The sequence below is a fragment of the Agarilytica rhodophyticola genome, assembly GCF_002157225.2.
Lineage (GTDB): Bacteria > Pseudomonadota > Gammaproteobacteria > Pseudomonadales > Cellvibrionaceae > Agarilytica > Agarilytica rhodophyticola.
The window spans coordinates 103,347-120,715 of sequence record NZ_CP021745.1; the positions used below are offsets into that span (position 1 = coordinate 103,347).

The 17,369-nt window shown below is 39.8% G+C and carries 15 protein-coding genes; 5 read left to right on the forward strand and 10 right to left on the reverse strand.

From position 1 onward, the window contains the following. Nucleotides 1-124 precede the first annotated feature (124 nt). The 5 genes from BVC89_RS28745 to BVC89_RS28765 form a co-directional block, all read right to left on the reverse strand. Nucleotides 125-829: a CerR family C-terminal domain-containing protein gene (locus BVC89_RS28745; protein ID WP_103654404.1), complete on the reverse strand. Its 705-nt coding sequence runs from the start codon at nucleotides 827-829 to the stop codon at nucleotides 125-127. Then, a complete protein-coding gene (locus BVC89_RS28750; protein WP_103654405.1) occupies nucleotides 810-4,016 on the reverse strand; it encodes an efflux RND transporter permease subunit in 3,207 nt (1,068 codons plus the stop codon). Before BVC89_RS28750 ends, BVC89_RS28745 begins: the two co-directional genes overlap by 20 nt. Further along, nucleotides 4,013-5,170: an efflux RND transporter periplasmic adaptor subunit gene (locus tag BVC89_RS28755; RefSeq protein WP_103654406.1), complete on the reverse strand. Its 1,158-nt coding sequence runs from the start codon at nucleotides 5,168-5,170 to the stop codon at nucleotides 4,013-4,015. Before BVC89_RS28755 ends, BVC89_RS28750 begins: the two co-directional genes overlap by 4 nt. Beyond that, nucleotides 5,167-6,588: an efflux transporter outer membrane subunit gene (locus tag BVC89_RS28760; protein WP_103654407.1), complete on the reverse strand. Its 1,422-nt coding sequence runs from the start codon at nucleotides 6,586-6,588 to the stop codon at nucleotides 5,167-5,169. The genes BVC89_RS28755 and BVC89_RS28760 overlap by 4 nt, the downstream gene beginning before the upstream one ends. A gap of 605 nt (nucleotides 6,589-7,193) precedes the next feature. After that, on the reverse strand, nucleotides 7,194-8,186 hold the full coding sequence (locus tag BVC89_RS28765) for a hypothetical protein (RefSeq protein WP_103654408.1): 993 nt from the start codon (nucleotides 8,184-8,186) through the stop codon (nucleotides 7,194-7,196). Between the two features lie 414 nt (nucleotides 8,187-8,600). Here BVC89_RS28765 and BVC89_RS28770 point away from each other — a divergent pair, with 414 nt between their 5' ends. Further along, a complete protein-coding gene (locus tag BVC89_RS28770) occupies nucleotides 8,601-8,888 on the forward strand; it encodes a hypothetical protein (RefSeq protein ID WP_103654409.1) in 288 nt (95 codons plus the stop codon). Between the two features lie 119 nt (nucleotides 8,889-9,007). After that, the gene (locus BVC89_RS28775; RefSeq protein WP_158658196.1) at nucleotides 9,008-10,183 is read left to right on the forward strand and encodes an RCC1 domain-containing protein; all 1,176 of its coding nucleotides are present in this window, start codon (nucleotides 9,008-9,010) and stop codon (nucleotides 10,181-10,183) included. 42 nt (nucleotides 10,184-10,225) lie between these two features. Here the strand turns inward: BVC89_RS28775 and BVC89_RS28780 are convergent, their stop codons facing one another. After that, complete coding sequence (locus BVC89_RS28780; protein ID WP_158658197.1) at nucleotides 10,226-11,260, reverse strand: helix-turn-helix domain-containing protein; 1,035 nt, start codon at nucleotides 11,258-11,260, stop codon at nucleotides 10,226-10,228. A gap of 362 nt (nucleotides 11,261-11,622) precedes the next feature. Here BVC89_RS28780 and BVC89_RS28785 point away from each other — a divergent pair, with 362 nt between their 5' ends. Continuing rightward, on the forward strand, nucleotides 11,623-12,348 hold the full coding sequence (locus BVC89_RS28785) for a DUF2306 domain-containing protein (RefSeq protein WP_103654424.1): 726 nt from the start codon (nucleotides 11,623-11,625) through the stop codon (nucleotides 12,346-12,348). A gap of 1 nt (nucleotide 12,349) precedes the next feature. Here BVC89_RS28785 and BVC89_RS28790 read toward each other — a convergent pair whose 3' ends face one another. Together BVC89_RS28790 and BVC89_RS28795 are read right to left on the reverse strand one after the other, a co-directional pair. Next, the gene (locus BVC89_RS28790) at nucleotides 12,350-13,123 is read right to left on the reverse strand and encodes a DUF2314 domain-containing protein (protein WP_158658198.1); all 774 of its coding nucleotides are present in this window, start codon (nucleotides 13,121-13,123) and stop codon (nucleotides 12,350-12,352) included. A gap of 196 nt (nucleotides 13,124-13,319) precedes the next feature. After that, nucleotides 13,320-13,850, reverse strand: a complete 531-nt coding sequence (locus tag BVC89_RS28795; RefSeq protein WP_158658199.1) for a TetR/AcrR family transcriptional regulator — start codon at nucleotides 13,848-13,850, stop codon at nucleotides 13,320-13,322. Nucleotides 13,851-13,998: 148 nt separating this feature from the next. Between BVC89_RS28795 and BVC89_RS28800 the strand changes: the two genes are divergently transcribed. Then, complete coding sequence (locus BVC89_RS28800; protein ID WP_103654414.1) at nucleotides 13,999-14,952, forward strand: oxidoreductase; 954 nt, start codon at nucleotides 13,999-14,001, stop codon at nucleotides 14,950-14,952. Nucleotides 14,953-15,161: 209 nt separating this feature from the next. After that, the gene (locus tag BVC89_RS28805; protein WP_103654415.1) at nucleotides 15,162-15,617 is read left to right on the forward strand and encodes a DUF6841 family protein; all 456 of its coding nucleotides are present in this window, start codon (nucleotides 15,162-15,164) and stop codon (nucleotides 15,615-15,617) included. Nucleotides 15,618-15,709: 92 nt separating this feature from the next. On the opposite strand, the gene BVC89_RS28810 is transcribed toward BVC89_RS28805, so the two are convergent. Together BVC89_RS28810 and BVC89_RS28815 are read right to left on the reverse strand one after the other, a co-directional pair. After that, nucleotides 15,710-16,207 (reverse strand): winged helix-turn-helix transcriptional regulator, encoded by a 498-nt coding sequence (locus BVC89_RS28810; protein WP_103654416.1) that lies wholly within the window; start codon nucleotides 16,205-16,207, stop codon nucleotides 15,710-15,712. A gap of 126 nt (nucleotides 16,208-16,333) precedes the next feature. Beyond that, on the reverse strand, nucleotides 16,334-17,305 hold the full coding sequence (locus BVC89_RS28815; protein WP_103654417.1) for an alpha/beta hydrolase: 972 nt from the start codon (nucleotides 17,303-17,305) through the stop codon (nucleotides 16,334-16,336). Between the last annotated feature and the right edge of the window lie 64 nt (nucleotides 17,306-17,369).

Sequence of the window (17,369 nt, forward strand, 5' to 3'; positions counted from 1 at the left end):
GTTAACATACTTAAAAACTGTGATTGTGCAATAAGATAATATATTTAAGTATATGTCTAGTAAGAAAAGTAGAGGTACTTTTTTTTGAGAAAGTACCTCTCTCTATTCCGTCAAGTGCCTGTTTTTAATCAATGTTTAAAACACCATAAGCTTGCAAGGAGGATTCAAGATTTATTTTAATAGTCTTACGAATAAGCTCAATATGTTCGCGTTTCAACTTTTTCACATTTAAGCTGCGCATAAGTGTTTCTCGTTTTAGATGGAACCCTAGAACAAGTCCTATATGAGAGAGGGATATGATTTTTACTTCATCACTATCTGCTGGTAAACCAGTACAAATTGAAATGCATTTATATGTTATCTTTTGGGTTGGTTCAAAGTATTTCTTATACACTACGTCGAAGGCTGGAGTTGGGCTTGTATGTTCTCGCATGAGAATTTGAGCCCAGCTTTTTGGTTCATCGCCCTCAATTAAAGAGGTAAGAATATTATCCTTCATTTTAAGGTATATAGTTAATGCTTCTCTGGCGGATAAATTATCTTGACTAAGTTTCTCGTTAACATACGCACTGGACTGCTGCAAATGCTGTAAAACTTGCTGAGCGATATATTCTACAACAGCGATATAGAGCCCATCTTTACCACCAAAATAGTAGGGAATAGAGGCAACATTTGCACTGGCTTTTTCCGCAATCATCCGAACCGTCGCGTTCTTAGGTCCATGCTCTCCGAATACTTCAATTCCAGCCATGATTAGCGCATATTTTGTTCCTTCGCCGCGCTTTTCCATACGGCTTTTATCCATATTGTCAAGCATCTCTAACGACATTAGTTAATACCTTATGTTCAATTGAATCATTATTACTATGCTGCTCGCCGGCAACAAGCCCTAGCTGTCTAAAAAAACGTCGAATATCATCAGTAATCATAATCAAAACAGGCGTCAATACAAGTACAATAACAGTAACAAACAGAATACCCATTGCAAGTGAAATGACCATAGGAATTAAGAAACGTGCCTGCATACTGGTCTCTAGTAGCATGGGTAGAAGCCCCAGGCTTGTTGTCAAGGTTGTCAATAAGATAGGTCTAAAACGGCGCCTTATTGCGATCAAGCAACTATCAAAAAGACTCTTTCCATTGTTCCTATGCTGGTTCAGATAATCTATCAAAACGACGCTGTCGTTCACTACGACGCCCGATAATGCAACGATACCAAACATAGAAATAAAAGTAAGATTTTCTCCTAGGAGAAAATGGCCCCAGATTGCGCCCACCACGCCAAAGGGGATTGTCACCATGATAATAATCGGTTGGATATAACTACGTAATTGCCCACCAAGTAAAACAAAGATAACGATAACCGCGATCAACATATTACTTCCAAGGGAGGCAAGATCTTCTGATTGCTCTCGGCTTTCTCCTTCAAATGTATAGGTTAAACCGGTAAAACGTTGTTTTAGTTGCGGTAAAATATTAGCATTTAAGGCTGCGAAAATTTCGTTGGGTGTGGCGATACTGTAGTCAACATCACTGGTGACACTTACTACACGGCGGCCATTAACCGTCTGTATCTGTGAAAACCCTGTCTGTTCTTTAATATTAGCTACCGAGCTCAATGGTGTCTCCGAGCCGTCGGGTAAACGAATCCTCATATCATTAAGTGCGGCTAGGCTTTCGCGTTCATCTTTAGGGTAACGCACAAAAACAATTATTTCAGATCTACCACGTTGGAAGCGTTGCACTTCTAGGCCAAAAAATGCTGCACGTAATTGTTGTCCAAGTTCAGCAGGGGAAAGGCCGACAGCTAAACCCTCATCGCTCAAAGAAAATACATATTCTACATTACCCATTTCAAAGCTATCAGTAACATCTAGAGTTCCTTGCAAATTACTTAATTCAGCTTTCAGTTTTTTTGCAGCTTGATTTAAAATATTCTCATCTGGGTGGGTTAACTCAATTTCAATATCAGGTTCTGAGCCAATAGGAGAACTGGCAAAGTTTAACTGTTCGATACCCGATAGGTGCTCAATACGTTTTCGTATTTTTCCTTCTATCTGCTTTGCTGAGAGTTCGCGAAAATCTGAAGGCAAAAGCTGGATCTTTACTTGACCGATACTATTGTCAAATGATGCACCACCAACGCTTCCAGGATTCGAGCTTGCAGAAGTTTGTCCTATAGTTACTACGATACTTTGAAACGGATCTTCACTATTTGTGCCAAGCTCTTTACGTACATTAATTACTTCTTCTTCAATATTGAGTAATGTTTTTTCTGTAGTTTTAAATGGTGTACCCACAGGCATAGTTACATCAATCGTGATTTCATCGCCTTCGACACTTGGGAAAAAAATAAATTTTACTGTGCCACTGGATACCATAGAAAAAGTAACAATAGCAAAGGCAAAGAAACCTGCTACGGTGGCATAGCGCCAGGAGATAAAAAAAGCGGCTGCTGGTGATAACACTCGGTCGACAAACAGCTTTAAAAATCTATCAAATATTCGGCGAATATCTAAGACAATACCTTTACTCCAGCGACTGGGATTGGATAAGTGCGAAGGTAACACGAAGTACGCTTCTATTAATGAAAAAAATAGGATTGGAATCACAACTACAGGGATATTACTGATAACTTGACCGAGTGTTCCGGTGCTAAAAGCAAGAGGGGCAAAAGCCGCCATTGTCGTGGTAACCCCTACAGTAACGGGTGCAATAACTTTTTTGACACCATGAAAAACTGCGTTGTGATCTCCCTTGGCGTTTTCCTGCTCTTCAAAAATACTTTCCCCCATGACAATAGCATCATCTACCACAATACCTAGCACAATAATCAGTGCGAAAAGCGAAATCATATTGATGGAATACCCCATGAAGTACACCACCATTAGTCCACCTAAAAAAGATACTGGCACAGCGACACTCACCCAAAAAGCCAGCTTTAAATCTAAAAATAAAAGTAGTACTAAAAAAACTAACATAAAACCCAATACAGCGTTGCGTAGCATAAGGTTTATACGGTCGTTCAAAACAGCTGTCTGATCGTTCTGTAAAGCCAACTTTAAGCCTGTAGGTAGCTCAACTTTGTCGAGATAATCCTTCACTATAGACGCGACCTCTAAAGTATCTTCACTTTCACTGCGGCGCACTTCAATAAATGCAGCTCGTTGGCCATTAAATTTACTAATAAGGTTGGTATCTTCGAAACCATCTACCACTCGACCAATATCTTTAAGCCGTAGAATAGAACCGTCTGGTAGGGCACGGATTGCCATTTTCTCAAAATCTTCTCCGTTATAGCCGCGCTCTTGTACTCTTATGGAAATCTCTCCTTGGCTAGACTCTACTGTCCCCGCAGGAGTATCAACAGAAAAATTACTAACAGCTCGGCGAACATCTTCAAGGCTAAGGCCGTATTTACGTAAAGATTGTTCTGACACTTCTACAGAAATCTCGTAATCCCTAATCCCACTGACCGCTGTTAACGCTACGCCAGGTAACGTGCGTAAGTCGTCTTCTATTGTCTCAGCCCAGTATTTAATCGTCGCCTCCGAGGCATCACCATATAAAGCTAAAGTGACCACATTCGGTGTAACTTTTACTTTACTAATAATGGGTCTTTCGGCATCTTCTGGAGGAAAGTCAACTAAACTATTTACGTTAGTTTCAACATCATTATAAACTGTGTCAGCATCTGCAAAATCTTTTAGCTCCACATTGATAATACCTGTACCTTCGCTTGCGGTTGATGCAATTCTTTTAACTCCCTCGATACCCAATAAGGATTCTTCTACGCGATTGGTGACAGCGTCAGCGACCTCGTAAGGCGTAGCACCTGGATATACAACGGACACGGTTATTAAACGAGGGTCAACAGTGGGAAAAGTTTCGGAGCGCATGCTCGAAATACTGATAATGCCACCTATAATAAATAAAAACATAAGAATATTAGCCGCGACATGATTATCGATGAACCAAGCTATTATGCCGCGCTCCTCAATTTTAGAAATGCTCATAAGGCTTTCTCACGCTCCTTATTAACAAGTTCATTACGCATCACTTTCATACCTACTTCACCACCATCCAAACGACTAACCACTACTTGAAAATTACCGTCTAAGCCTGAAGCTGCAACATATATGTCATTAGATTCAATAATGTCAGGTTGTAATTTTATTAATTTATTTTTCTCATCCACTGCCCATATCACCCCACCTTTCTGAATCGCTGAAGAGGGTAGGCGAGTAATACCGTTTAATTGGTGTCCTTTAATATCTATTCTAGTGAATACACCGGGAATTAATGTATTAGCATTGTCAATGCCGAAGCTCACGTTAGCAAAACGTGTATTGGCATCAAAAGAGGAGGTTCCCCTTTTTAAATATCCTCGATACTTTTTAGTTTCGCCTAAATAAGATGTTGTAACTATAATATTTGGATTTTTTTCTTGTAGTAGCCATTCTAGTTTTTGGCTTGGTAATGATGCTCTAATTTCAAGGGTTGATCGATCAAACACCTGTGCAATACTTTGGCCAGCAGAGACAAAGCGCCCAGTAGCAACTTGGCTTGATAATACACGACCATTAAAAGGCATTCTAATTTTGGTTCGCTCAAGGTCCAGTTCAGCATTTTTTAACAATGCCTTTGCTGCCTTTAAATTAGCCCGAGCCTCAGCCAATTGCGGTTTCCTAGCGACAAGATCGGGCGCTATCTTACTTCCATTTCTCTGGCGCCATTCAGATAGGGCCGCTTTGCTTTCTGCTTTTTCTAATGTTAGAGAAGTACTTGCACGAGCTACTTCAGCTTCTAGTCTCTCTACTTCTAGTCTAAAGTCTCGTGGATCAATTTCAAACAAAACACTATTTTTTTTAAACTCACCGCCATTATAAAATTCCTGATTTACATTAATAATTTGCCCACTAACTTGGGGGATAACATCGATATTGGTTATCGCTTCCACGGTCCCAGTTGTGTAAAAGGAAATATTGTGAACGCTTTGGCCTACATTTTCCGTTTCCACGAATAGTGCTTTATCAGGTGCATTTTTTTCTTGGGCTTGTGGTTTGTTAGTTTGCAGTATGTTGGAAATCGCAAAAGATGTCAGAATAAAAGCAATAACCAACGCAAGTTGGATAAGACCTTTTATTTTTGGAGAAAATTGTAAGTTCATGGGCAAGTATCCTGTGGAGTATCATGAGAGAGCCAGTCGCCGCCTAATGCAAGATACAAGTTAGTACGTGTATTCCATTTTTGCTGTTCACGGGTAATAGCATTCTGTTCGATTTGGTAACGGCGTTGTTGGGTATTTAAAAAATCACGTAAAGATAGAATGCCTTTACGGTATCTTTCTTCTGATATATTTTCGGCGTGTTTTAGTGAAGCTACAGAACGATTTAACGACTCTACTTCACCTGCTAATTCTTTTTCTGCCTGCAATGCACTTTCGACTTCCCGAATGGCTGTTAACACATTCTGAGCATATGAATAAGCGAGTTCTTCAGCTTCTGCTTTTTGCAATTTGATATTAGCACGGAGTGCTCCACCTTCAAAAATACGAGTGACCAAGCTACTAATAATCGATCCTGTTAATTGTTCAGAACTGAATAAATTATTGGTCGTCTCTCCCGTAACACCAACGCTGGCAACTAAGTTTAACGTAGGATAAAGATCTGCAATTGCCACTCCAATATCAGCATTAGCGGCTTTTAAACGCAGTTCGTTTGCACGTAAATCCGGTCTACGGTCGAGTAAGTGCGCAGGTAAACAGACGGCAACATCTAGCGGTGCTGGTAGTACAGGGAATTCGATAGTACTTAATTTTGTAGTGCCAGGAATTTCACCTAAAAGAATATCGAAAGCGTATGTTTCATCAGTTAGTCGTCGGCGGAATTCATTGACGTCAGCGATAACAGAACTGTAGTTCTCCTCGGCAAGTAATACATCTTCAAGGCTTGCATTTGCCGCTCCCAAATCATAGCGATTGCTGACTAAGTCAAGAATTTGTTTGCGGTTTTTTGCGTTTTGTTCTGCTAAGGACAGTAATCGTTGATTGACGGCAATGGCAATGCGACTTCTTAGAAGCTGTGTAATAAGGCTCTGTGTTAGAGCTTGTTGGTCATAAACTGACGCTAAAAAATTAGCATCGGCAGCACTTACCGAGTTGCGAATACGGCCAAACAAATCTAATTCCCAAGATGACTCAAGTTCAGCGGTGTAATTTGTTGCATATTGCCTGCTACCAGCAGCACTTGTTACCGGCATAAAATTACGCCCGCTGGAGGTATTGAGCCTTAAGCTGGGGGAATAGCTACCTTTCTGTAGACCAAGTCGTGCACGTGCTTGTAAAACGCGGGCACCTGCTTGTTTTAAATCCAAGTTCTGTTTCAGTAGCTGATCCACATAACGAGCAAACAATGGATCGTCAATCCGCTGCCACCAATTCCCCATGCTCTCAAATGACTCTTTCTCTGGTGCATGCAAAAAGACTTGTTCTGGCTTGATCCGAGTATCCGGGCGCTTGAAATCAGGTCCCACAGTGCATGCAGTAAGCAGAGATAAACAGATAAAAATTAAGCTGTATTTCTTCATTTTGGGTTCTCGGCCTTCGACCGTTATATGCTCATTTGGTAGCCATCTTAATGTAATCACATGATTTAATCAATTGATTAAATCATGTGATTACATTGTTTTTTTGCGAAATTAACTATCTACTACTAGATAATTTGGCTTGCCGCTAGAATGAAGATAGATATACAAAAAGTTCTAAAGGTGTTTAATTCCATTTGATTTGGATTTTATCAAGTGATATCGGCATCAGGGGGTTGTCGTATATAAAAATAATACGCGGAGCCTTACTTAATAGTAAGAAATGTCAATGAGAGATGGCTTACTTTGATGATATGCAATGTGTAACTATTATATGTCCTTCTCAGTTTGGCTAACATAATACTTGCTCGCCCTAATAAAGGGACGAGCATTATCATGACTCAATGCTCTGTGGTTTGAAACCGTTGAGTATAATTATTTATCTGTCCGGCACCCTATAATTTTCTTCTATTTTGCGTATTATTTAAATATATCACGGCTTTATTTTTTAAATATAAAGAGTTTTTCAATTCATTTGATCAAATTGTAGTAGTAACCGAAATCGTTTTTATTAGATAAAAAATAAGTCCCACAACTATTTAAAATTATTAACTTATTGTTAAATGGCGCAATTGATTTTGCAGGTAATTTACGGCATCGCTACGTTGCCCAGACCGTATTCGAATATTTACTCCAGTGTTTTGAGAAGTACCACGGCCGCCAATGATTCCGGGGCGGTAACTTTGTTGGTAGTAAGATACCTCAAATAGATCTGGTCGGCTTGCTATGCTACTCATAATGTTATGTTCTAAACCCTCTAGGTCTCGATTAACAAGGGAGTAAATAGAATGGGATTGGCTAGCCAATGGAGAGTTCTCAAATGCCGGAAATATTCTTAACACTCCATTATCCGAAAGTGAAGATATTGCATTACTAAAAAAGTTTTTAGTTTCTGTAACAGATCGAGCATACATAGGAAGAGAAAATAAACACCAAACTTCATTTTGGCCTCTATCACGCCGGCCTCTGATAACTTGCCCTGAATTGCAGAAGTTTCCCTGGATATGGTGATGTGATGCTCTTCTTGAAGCAGGTTTATGTAAGTCAATATTTGTAATAGTTGCACCTCTAAGAGATGAGCGTAAATTAGAATCACCGCCACCGACAAGTAATATATTTTTTCCTCGGAAGTCAGTGTCATTAAGATTAAGAAAACTTTGGTATTCAGATAAGCTTCTATCATGGCGTTGCTGACTCACAGATGGAAGTTGTGAGCCTCTATTCTGTGGGCAAGCCATAACTCTGGAAACAATGTTTGCACGTTGTGTATAACTGAGATTTTTCATCATACTCATATTATCGGGACAAAATAAATCGCCTAATAGTGTTTTACTATTTGAACATTTATCTATCGCGTATTGAATTGATTCGTAGAAGTTAGGCTTAGATCTTGCGGTGTTCATCAATTCCCAACAATCATTGCGAACATTATCCCCTTGATTTTTTTTCGCTATAATATTTGCAAGTTCGCTGTGAAAAGATGGCCTTCTAGACGATGATGCATCGGCTCTATTAGCTAAAGATTGAGATGCACTTGGCATAGTTGGTCTAGAGGAACTAGCCTGAGAACGTAGCCAAGAAGTTTCACCACGTCTATTAACGTGATAGGGACGTCTATGGGGGTTATTTGGCGTTGCGCGTTCTGGAAAAACATCGTAACTTCTAGAACGTGGTCTATTTCATATCCCTTTGGCTTAAAGATTATTAGCAGCTTCATTATTTAAATGAGAATGATCTGAATAGTAAGTGAGGTTTGCTTACTAAACTTGAAATAAGTTGGGCTATAGTGGAACAAACACTGCTGGTTGTGGAAAAAAATTTATTTGAAAAATCTAAGTTATCAGAGGGTCAGCAAATACAACTCAGTAATACATAGAATCAGTTACTCAGAAATTTTTCTCTGCTACAGGAGAAATGTAATCTGTTTTTTCATAAGCCTGATGGCTTTAGTGTAAATGCATTTGCATTGCCACATTGTACTGTACACCGATGAGTTAGTTGTTTTATTAGAAGAAAAGCAAGGCGTGTTATTTACAATTATGTTACATGAGATGGGCTATCTGAGCACCAACACAGTTTGGAAAATGGTCTTTCGTTTAGCAGTTTTTACAGATACGATGAAGGGTTTTTTATCCATACTAGAGGAAAGTGAAGATGATAATACGTTTTTGCTCAAGTGTTTAAATTCACATGATAGCACTATGGAGCGGGTTAAAGCTTTAGATCTAGAAGTACAAAACTAAAAGGTTAAAACATCACCGGGGAAATCCGATGGCGTCTAAAAAGGTATTGATAATCATTATCATTTGTGGATAATCTCACGTCCTCTGTAGTTATGGCTAATAGCCGAAGGAAGTTGAAGATGAACATATCCATAAATGCTATCAAATTAATTTGCACAGCAATTTGTTTTTGTTTTGTATTATCTGCTTGTAATGAAAGTCATGTCGCTGCCGGCGGTGCACATACAGTTGCTTACAAACAAGGTATTTTGTATACATGGGGAAGAAACGATAGTAACCAGGTAGGCAACGGCGAAACTTCTCGTAGTGTTGATACACCTATTTCGATAGAACTCAACTTGCCCAAGCATGTTCACATAGTGGATATAAAAGCTAATTTAAATTTTACAACTTTACTCGACAGTGATGGAGACGTGTGGGTTTGGGGAACAAATGATCAGGGCCAAGCGGGTAGTGGTACTGTCGATAGAATTTTAAAGCCAACAAAAATCAAAGCGCTTGATAAAATATTTATTACTGATATAGGTGCAGGGCAACGTCATGTTTTAGCTGTGAGTCTAAAGGGAAGAGTATGGGCATGGGGGAATAATGGTGCAGGTCAGCTTGGAATAGAAGTTTCTGATAACAATGAAAATATACTTAATCCCATACTTGTGCCGAATCTGAAAGGTATCGTGGAAGTCGAGGGAGGAGGGGCATTTAGTTTAGCAATCACGCAGGCAGGAGAGGTATATGCTTGGGGTGATAATGACAACGGCCAACTCGCTATTGACCCAATTGTGGTTAACCGTCGTCATACTCCTAAATTAATCGACAATATCCACCAATATGTTCGTGCAGTGTCAGCGGGAAAAGACCATGCTGTGGCATTATTGTACGATGGTAGTATGTTGTCCTGGGGTCAGAATTTCTCCGGTCAACTTGGAAATGGTACCAATGAAAATATGTTTACCCCAAGCCTTATTGATACCTCTGGAGTTAAGATGCAGCAAATTTCAGCTGCAGGCAACTTTACTCTTGCTATATCAACAGAAGGAAGATTATTTAGCTGGGTGCAAAATTTACTCGGTAGTTTAGGCATTGGAACAGAGGATAGTAGTGTGCCGCTACGGGTAGATTTTTTTAATCAACCTGTGATCAGAGTAGCGAATGGTCTTGGCCATACCGTAGTGGTGACAGAAGAAGAGGATGGCAGTGAAGCTTTTTGGACCTTCGGACTTAATTCCTTTGGTCAGATTGGTATTAAAGACGCGCCTTTTGCTAACTACATTCCGCAACGTGTTATTTTTGATTGATCATTAATTAGTGCTAATAAAACTCTAGACTATTTAAAAAATTCACTTGAGTTGACTTCGATATTGGCTGGGGGTTTTGTCCGTTTCCTTTTTAAAAGCAGTATAAAAAGAAGACTTAGCATTAAACCCCACTGCCATTGCTATATCCATAACCGAGTCACGGGTATTTAGTAGTCGCTGTTGTGCGTCTTCTATTCGGTGTTTGTTGACATAGTCAAAGAAGTTCATTCCTAATGTTTCATTGAGTGTTTGAGAAATATAGTTGGGAGATGTATTGATGTGTTTGGCAAGTTTTTGTAGAGATAAGGTATTATCGAGATACAGTTGGTTTTGTGTCATGGCGAATTTCATATCACTGGCAATTTTATTGGATTGCTCTTGATTCAGTGCTGAACGTTGGTATTTTGATTGGGTTCTTGCCTTTAATTCTTGATCATTATTTATCAACACCTTATCACTGTCGTCAGCTGTATTATATATCTCTTCAAAGCCCGGTTTTTGCCTTAAGCCCCAAATGCATATACTCCAAATCATTATTAACGTGACGGCATTAATGGCAATGTCATTGATAAGCCGGATGTTAAAAATGTTATCCCATACAATATTGACGGCACTCGCCCCCCAAACCCCACCTACAGCTAGTAGTAACCAGCTTAACCAGCGGATTTCTCTGGTTTCAGTGCTAGCAAATAAGTCTTTCAAATGTGTACGGTAATCATGTAATCGATAAATGATGCGATAGAAGTAATAGGCTGATTGCACTGCCCATCCAAGTACCAGTAAGAACGTAATAATTAAAGCAGTATAAATAAGATAACGTAATACAGGTGTTGTGTTCTCTAATACGGTTTCATCACCATTACCTAATAGTCCATATGTCAGTTCACTGGGTAATATCAATGTAAATATAGCGATGAGAAAACCAAGTGCTGACAATATAAAGTGTCGAACAGTGCTTCGAGTGAAGTGCCAAGGGTACTCAGAAGTAATGCCTTTTACATATAACCAAAAACTAGGGGCAATCCCTAATATTGCTGGCAGGGCGAAAGCTAAAGCTGCTGTGCCTAGTTGCGGCATTAATATCTTCAGAATAGGTCGACATATAACGACACCAATACAGAACAAACATATTGCCAGTGGCAGATAAGCTTGGCGTGTTAGCGATCTTAAAACAAGCATATGTCCGCAGAATAAGATCAGCGTTAAGGTGCTGATATTTAATACAATCAGTGCGGGATTCTCAATCACGTCAAAATCTCAATCCATCCAAGATAAGGTTAAATTTACACCTGTATGACCGTAAAAAGAGTCCAATCCTAATGGCCAGTACCCTAAAAACGTCCATAACACTAGGTTTGGACGACAGATATATGGTGATCCTACACAATTGCTCCGACCTTAACCATGTAATAAGCATAGAGCAACGAGGACAAATGAAGATGGAAATAGCGAATTATAGACGTGAAAATACGCCGGTCGATCAAAATTCAAGAGCAAAAAAGACACCCTTTAACTGGCCTGTGGTAGGCTTTTTGTTGTTTATGACAGCAATCCCAGCTATTCCAGCCTTCTTCTTAATTGCCTTGGTATTACTCGGTCCTTCCACTATTGAGGGTGTATCATCAACTATTGATCCGCTGCATTTTAGCACTCCTGCAGCAGTTATTATCCATGGTGGCTCTGGTATATTATTCTTCCTTACTATGCCTTTCCAGTTCTCTCCTTCATTGAGAGAGAAGAAGGAAAATTGGCACAAGAAGGGCGGTTACGTTGCGGTGTTATCTGGTTATGTAATGGCTATTTCCGGAATTTGGCTACACCATGTATTATTTCCAGATATTTTTGGTATGCGCTATGTATCATTGGCAATCGTCAGCGCAGGAATGTGTATAGCGTTCTCTGTTGCCTTATTTTGCATCATCCAGCGTAATATACACTCACACATACAGTGGATGTGCCGAGCAGTGGCTATCTCACTTGCTGTCGTGACACCGATATTTCTGGAAATCCCTATTTTTCTTATGTTGGGACAGCTTGATGAGATATTGAGGTTAGCCAGCCAGTTTATGCATAACTACGACCGCCTGTTAGGCATGGGCATTAACTTAATGCTAGTCGAATACATTTTTTACAAGAGGTTACGTCAAGCTGGTATGCCCAAATAAATTACTCTGTTGCTTCTTTTACCCAACCTAATTTTTTAGCCAGATCCATAGGAGTATTGCCGTCATGGTTTTTCACATTTGTATCAACGCCGTACTGCTTCATAAGATCCAAAGCTGAGAAGTTACCAGCTAGAGCTTCATTGTGGGCAAAGGTCCAACCCATCTCATCTGCTCCGGTAATTTCTTCGGTGTTACTCTCTAGTAGCTCTTTGAGTTGTGGCAGCATCGCGATACACATAGGGTGCTCATCAGGGGCTTGGATCTGGGCATCACTATCGAAGCGATTGATATAACGTGTATTATCATTGGAGCCTGAATATGCCACTTCATATTCGTATGGGTCGCCAAAGTTTAGAGCCCATTCATCGTCATGAGATGCTAGCTCTTCTGACGACATATCTTGGCGCATTACATTGACAGTGAAGGCCCCAAAAACGCGACCCTCACATGCGAAAAGCCAGTCACTTACATCATCCAATGTTGCTTCTATATGGTCACCTTTTTTCAATGTTGGTGTATAAATAGAATCGTTTAACAACTCTCCAACGATTGTCTCGCCATCAAAATTAATATTAGATACCCAAAGATGTTCGTGACTTGGCGTATCTTCATTATTTTCGGGTGTGACAAAAGCAACTTTGACACATGAAAGATCATGCGCAGGAATGATACGCCGATATTCCCAAGACATTTCCCGCCAGTAAAAGCGAAAAGTATCTCTAGCCATTTGAAAAGCCTTTTCCATTCGCTCATCGGTATTTGCATATGTATACATAATAAAATTTAGCCACATGTAAGAATCGTATTACTCAAGCATATACACAGAGGTAGCGCTTGCACAGTGTTTTCTAGTTTTCTCCTAGAAAAGTTAGCAGTGTGACTACAATATCTATTCCCCCAATAATGCGCGTTAATGCAGACTGTAGCTATGCTTAAACGGTCAATTAGTTAGCAAGTTAAATACAACATATTTACCTAAATACGATATAAATAACGCGTTTCATACCTTCAGAAAACTCTTCGACCGTTTGTGATTTTAATAGTACCCCTTTCGACGCAACATGCAGAACGAAAGACCTTTCAATGGCGTCTTCCATTGAATCTGTTAAGCCTGAAGAAGCAATAAACCCAGACAACATACGCATAAAATCCCCTTCCCAATCGGTAGAGCTCTCCTGTGCCAGTTTGATACCCGAGTCCAAAATCTCTGCACCATGTGCCGTTGTTTTAATTAGCGGCACACCATCGCCAATCCAATGCACAAAGGCGGTTAAAACCGTTTGCTTTGGGTCGCAAGATGAAAGTTCTTTAAGAGCGTTAGTGCCAGCTTCGTACACCTGGTTGATGTAAGAGGTTAGGGCCCACTCTAGCACGCCGTCTTTGGAGCCAAAACGCTTGTATATGGACTGTCGTGAAAGCCCTGCGCGTTTTGCTATATCTTCCATTGACGTTTTCTGTACACCGTACTGGGCAAAGCCCATCAGTATCTCTTTTGGATTCATGTTCAGCCTTTCTAATTTCATGAAGTTTACTAAGTTTACAAACACTGACATTTTTGTCAAATATTAAGTTGACAAAAAATACTAATACTGTAAACTTTGTAATTCATTTGACAGGCAAATCAACCTAATATCAAAAGGCATTAGAAAAATGGCAGACAAAACTATCGTCAACTCTGGTTTTAAAACGTGGAATCCGGATCAGTTACCTAACCTTAAAGGCAAAACTTATCTTATAACCGGGGGAAACGCCGGACTTGGCTTTGAAACAGCTAAACATCTAGGCAAGGCAGGCGCTGACATAATTTTGGCATGTCGTTCACTAGAAAAAGCAGAAAAGGCTCGCCAACAATTGATAAGCCATGTGAATGGGCTTGTCGAAGTGGTGCAACTTGACTTAAGTGACCTAAATTCAGTACACAAAGCCGCCGGAGAAATTCATCAAAAATATGAAAAGCTAGATGGGCTAATCAATAATGCTGGGTTAATGCAAACACCTCAGCAAAAAACAGCACAGGGGTTTGAAATGCAAGTAGGAACCAACCATCTAGGGCATTTTCTCTTAACAGGATTACTTCTGGATTTGATTGAAAAAGCTGCTGGTAGAGTCGTGGTGTTATCAAGTTTGGCACACAAGTTCGGCACATTAAACTTAGATGATTATATGTCCGAAAAGAACTATTCGCCAACAGGGGCTTATATTAATAGCAAAAATTCTAATCTGATGTTTGCCTTCGAGCTTGACCGTAAATTAAAGGAAGCAGGCAGCAAAGTGATTTGTATTGCCGCTCATCCTGGATATTCCAATACCAACTTACAAAGCACTGGGCCAAAGGGCTTATTCAACTGGATATACAAGCTTACTAATCCACTGTTTGCCCAAGCTGCTGATCAAGGAGCACTTCCTGCAGTACTTGCAGCGGCCGGGCTTGAAGCAAAACGCGGTGCATACTACGGCCCACAAAAAATGAACGAATATCGAGGCCCTGTTGGTGATGCAAAAGTTGCTGCTCATGCTTTAGATAAATCACTTTGGAAAAAGTTATGGGCTCTAAGCGAAGATTTGGTGGGCTATCGATGGAGATTTCCAGCTAAAACTTTATAAGCCATTAAACGCACTATTCGTATTGTATTTCTTAGAAAAAAGCTCAATTGATAACACTAAATTTTTTGTAGATAAAATAGAGAAGACATGCAAGCCTCGAGTGGCAAGCGCAATCATTTGGTTGCATTATGAAACCATGTTTTATATAGTTATTCCGTAGTTTGATTCGACGTTAGCTATTAATAGGTTACACATATCGAGGGTTAATCATGAGCCAGCAGCAGATAATAAAAGATGAGCTATCTAAATGGTTTTTTGAAGTATATTTTAATCACTGGGTTGAAGTTGCTTCAGGAGTTCGTAAAGAAGGCCCAGACTTTATACTCAAGTATTGGGGCACACCTATGTACGCTTGTGCACCACCACGATTGCGAGCTTGGTTAACAACCGATGCTGATGTTGTAAAATTTCTTGAAATGAATCATATACCTCTGAAAGAGCAGGGTTATACTCATACTGTCATACCCGACCGTAAAATTATTGTTTACAATGAACACGGCGGTGCAATCGAAGTCATTTGGTCGCGGAGGCGAGCTGACGATTCCGAAATTGAACGCGCCGCAGTGCATTTTGAAGTTGCGCGCTTAGATCGTGAATGGAAAGTAGTGGGTGTACAAGTTAAGCTGACAAGAGAAGACACCTTAGACAAGGCGTGGGCCGAATAAGGCTAAGAATTTACTTGCAGCTTAACATTTAAATTAAAAAACTGTTTAAAAAAAGCGCCGAATATATTGCTGTCGCTCAATAAGCGACAGCTTCACGACAAGCTTAATCTTATTTGTTCGGCTATTTTTTTCGTTTCATCAGTTGCGCCAGGACCTGCTTTAAAAGTGATATCTCTTAGTGTAAGCACACGTCCATCTGAGGATTTAACTTCCATTTGCTCAATTGGCTCTTTGTTTTCTAGATCAACAACAATTAGTGGTTCTTTACCTTCACCAAAGATCCATTTGTCTCCCCATTGTCCAAGAGCTGCAATCACAGGAAAAAGAGCAAAGCCTTTTTCGGTTAAACAATATTCAAACCTTTGAGAGCCGACACTTATTGGACGCTTTTCCAGTATTTTATGATTTTGCAAATGTTCTAAACGCTGAGATAAAATGTTTTTTGCTATACCAATATTTTTAGCAAAGGCCGAGAAGGTTTTCACCCCATAAAACGCGTCGCGAATTATCATAATCGACCACCTATCACCAACTGCTTCAGCAGCTTGAGCCCAGCTGCAATTATAGTGTGCTAAAGATTTTCTTTTCATGAACCCAATAACCTAGTTTAATTATGCGAAACTATAAATAATAGTTTTTATATTTGTTTAAATGTGTAGAAACAACATCAAGCCCTGGGCTCAAACCTTAAACGGCACTTAGTAATTAAACAAGGCTCATTGTAGATATTTGTTAAACCATTCCACTGCTAAAGAGCTACCCTCTTTATATCCATCAAAATAGATACCGTAATGATCTATATTTTTTATTACGTGATATTTTGTCACCATATTTGCCCGTTGATGCAACTTATTATATACCTTATGACTATGCTCTTCATTCTTAAAAAACTGCTCTTTCTCAGCGGCTATTAATAGTGTTGGTATAGTTAAATCATCAGAACTCTTAAGTGGCTTGTAAAAAAGGAACCTTGCAAGGTTGGGCGCACCATTAAGGCCTGGAAATGCATCTAAATTCTCCGGGATAGCGGGTAAGTTACCTCTTGCAATATCAATCGCCCGTTTTTGTGCATGGGCTAAATTTGCCCCCGCCAGCTCTGGAAAAGCACCAACTTGGGTAACAAGTGCAGCAATTCTGCTATCACCTGCGACAGCAGCCAATGTTACCCCGCCACCAAAACTTGTGCCCCAAGCCCCTATTCTTTGTATATCCACATTTGGCTCTCCAGCAAGATAGTCAATGGCTGAGCGAATATTATTAACCCAATCAACAGGGTCTACAACATTCCTAATTAGGTGCACATTTGCTTTCGTATCACCGTTCTTATCTAAAGCTAAATTAACATCTTTAACTATGATATTGCCCGCTGAATTTCCCCAGGTATTATGAGTAAAGGTAAGAACTATAAAACCCTCTTGTGCAAATTTTATCGCGTATCTGGCAGCAGTTTCCTTATTGCCTCCCCATCCATGACTTGTCACGATTGCTGGAACCTTCTCATCTTTAGCTAAATTTTTAGGGCGATAAATATCACCGTCTAAGCCTCTCCCGTCACTCCAGATGGTAATTTTATGTTTCTCTACTGATTCTGGTACGACAGCTTTGGGATATTCCACGGCGGCATAAACTGTCGCAGAAATAAAAGCAGCAATAAAAACTAACATTCGGATCAAATGTGTTTTAGGCATTAGGTGCCCCTCTTCTTAATTAAGGTTGGTATTGAACTTCGCAGTTATGAGATTAGATTATAAA

What these genes read in the sequence shown, in the direction of transcription:
- BVC89_RS28745 (WP_103654404.1), bottom strand. Translation starts at nt 829, where the DNA reads ATGTCGTTAGAGATGCTTGACAATATGGATAAAAGCCGTATGGAAAAG.
- BVC89_RS28750 (WP_103654405.1), bottom strand. Translation starts at nt 4,016, where the DNA reads ATGAGCATTTCTAAAATTGAGGAGCGCGGCATAATAGCTTGGTTCATC.
- BVC89_RS28755 (WP_103654406.1), bottom strand. Translation starts at nt 5,170, where the DNA reads ATGAACTTACAATTTTCTCCAAAAATAAAAGGTCTTATCCAACTTGCG.
- BVC89_RS28760 (WP_103654407.1), bottom strand. Translation starts at nt 6,588, where the DNA reads ATGAAGAAATACAGCTTAATTTTTATCTGTTTATCTCTGCTTACTGCA.
- BVC89_RS28765 (WP_103654408.1), bottom strand. Translation starts at nt 8,186, where the DNA reads ATGCCAAGTGCATCTCAATCTTTAGCTAATAGAGCCGATGCATCATCG.
- BVC89_RS28770 (WP_103654409.1), top strand. Translation starts at nt 8,601, where the DNA reads ATGCATTTGCATTGCCACATTGTACTGTACACCGATGAGTTAGTTGTT.
- BVC89_RS28775 (WP_158658196.1), top strand. Translation starts at nt 9,008, where the DNA reads ATGAACATATCCATAAATGCTATCAAATTAATTTGCACAGCAATTTGT.
- BVC89_RS28780 (WP_158658197.1), bottom strand. Translation starts at nt 11,260, where the DNA reads ATGCCGCAACTAGGCACAGCAGCTTTAGCTTTCGCCCTGCCAGCAATA.
- BVC89_RS28785 (WP_103654424.1), top strand. Translation starts at nt 11,623, where the DNA reads ATGGAAATAGCGAATTATAGACGTGAAAATACGCCGGTCGATCAAAAT.
- BVC89_RS28790 (WP_158658198.1), bottom strand. Translation starts at nt 13,123, where the DNA reads ATGTATACATATGCAAATACCGATGAGCGAATGGAAAAGGCTTTTCAA.
- BVC89_RS28795 (WP_158658199.1), bottom strand. Translation starts at nt 13,850, where the DNA reads ATGAATCCAAAAGAGATACTGATGGGCTTTGCCCAGTACGGTGTACAG.
- BVC89_RS28800 (WP_103654414.1), top strand. Translation starts at nt 13,999, where the DNA reads ATGGCAGACAAAACTATCGTCAACTCTGGTTTTAAAACGTGGAATCCG.
- BVC89_RS28805 (WP_103654415.1), top strand. Translation starts at nt 15,162, where the DNA reads ATGAGCCAGCAGCAGATAATAAAAGATGAGCTATCTAAATGGTTTTTT.
- BVC89_RS28810 (WP_103654416.1), bottom strand. Translation starts at nt 16,207, where the DNA reads ATGAAAAGAAAATCTTTAGCACACTATAATTGCAGCTGGGCTCAAGCT.
- BVC89_RS28815 (WP_103654417.1), bottom strand. Translation starts at nt 17,305, where the DNA reads ATGCCTAAAACACATTTGATCCGAATGTTAGTTTTTATTGCTGCTTTT.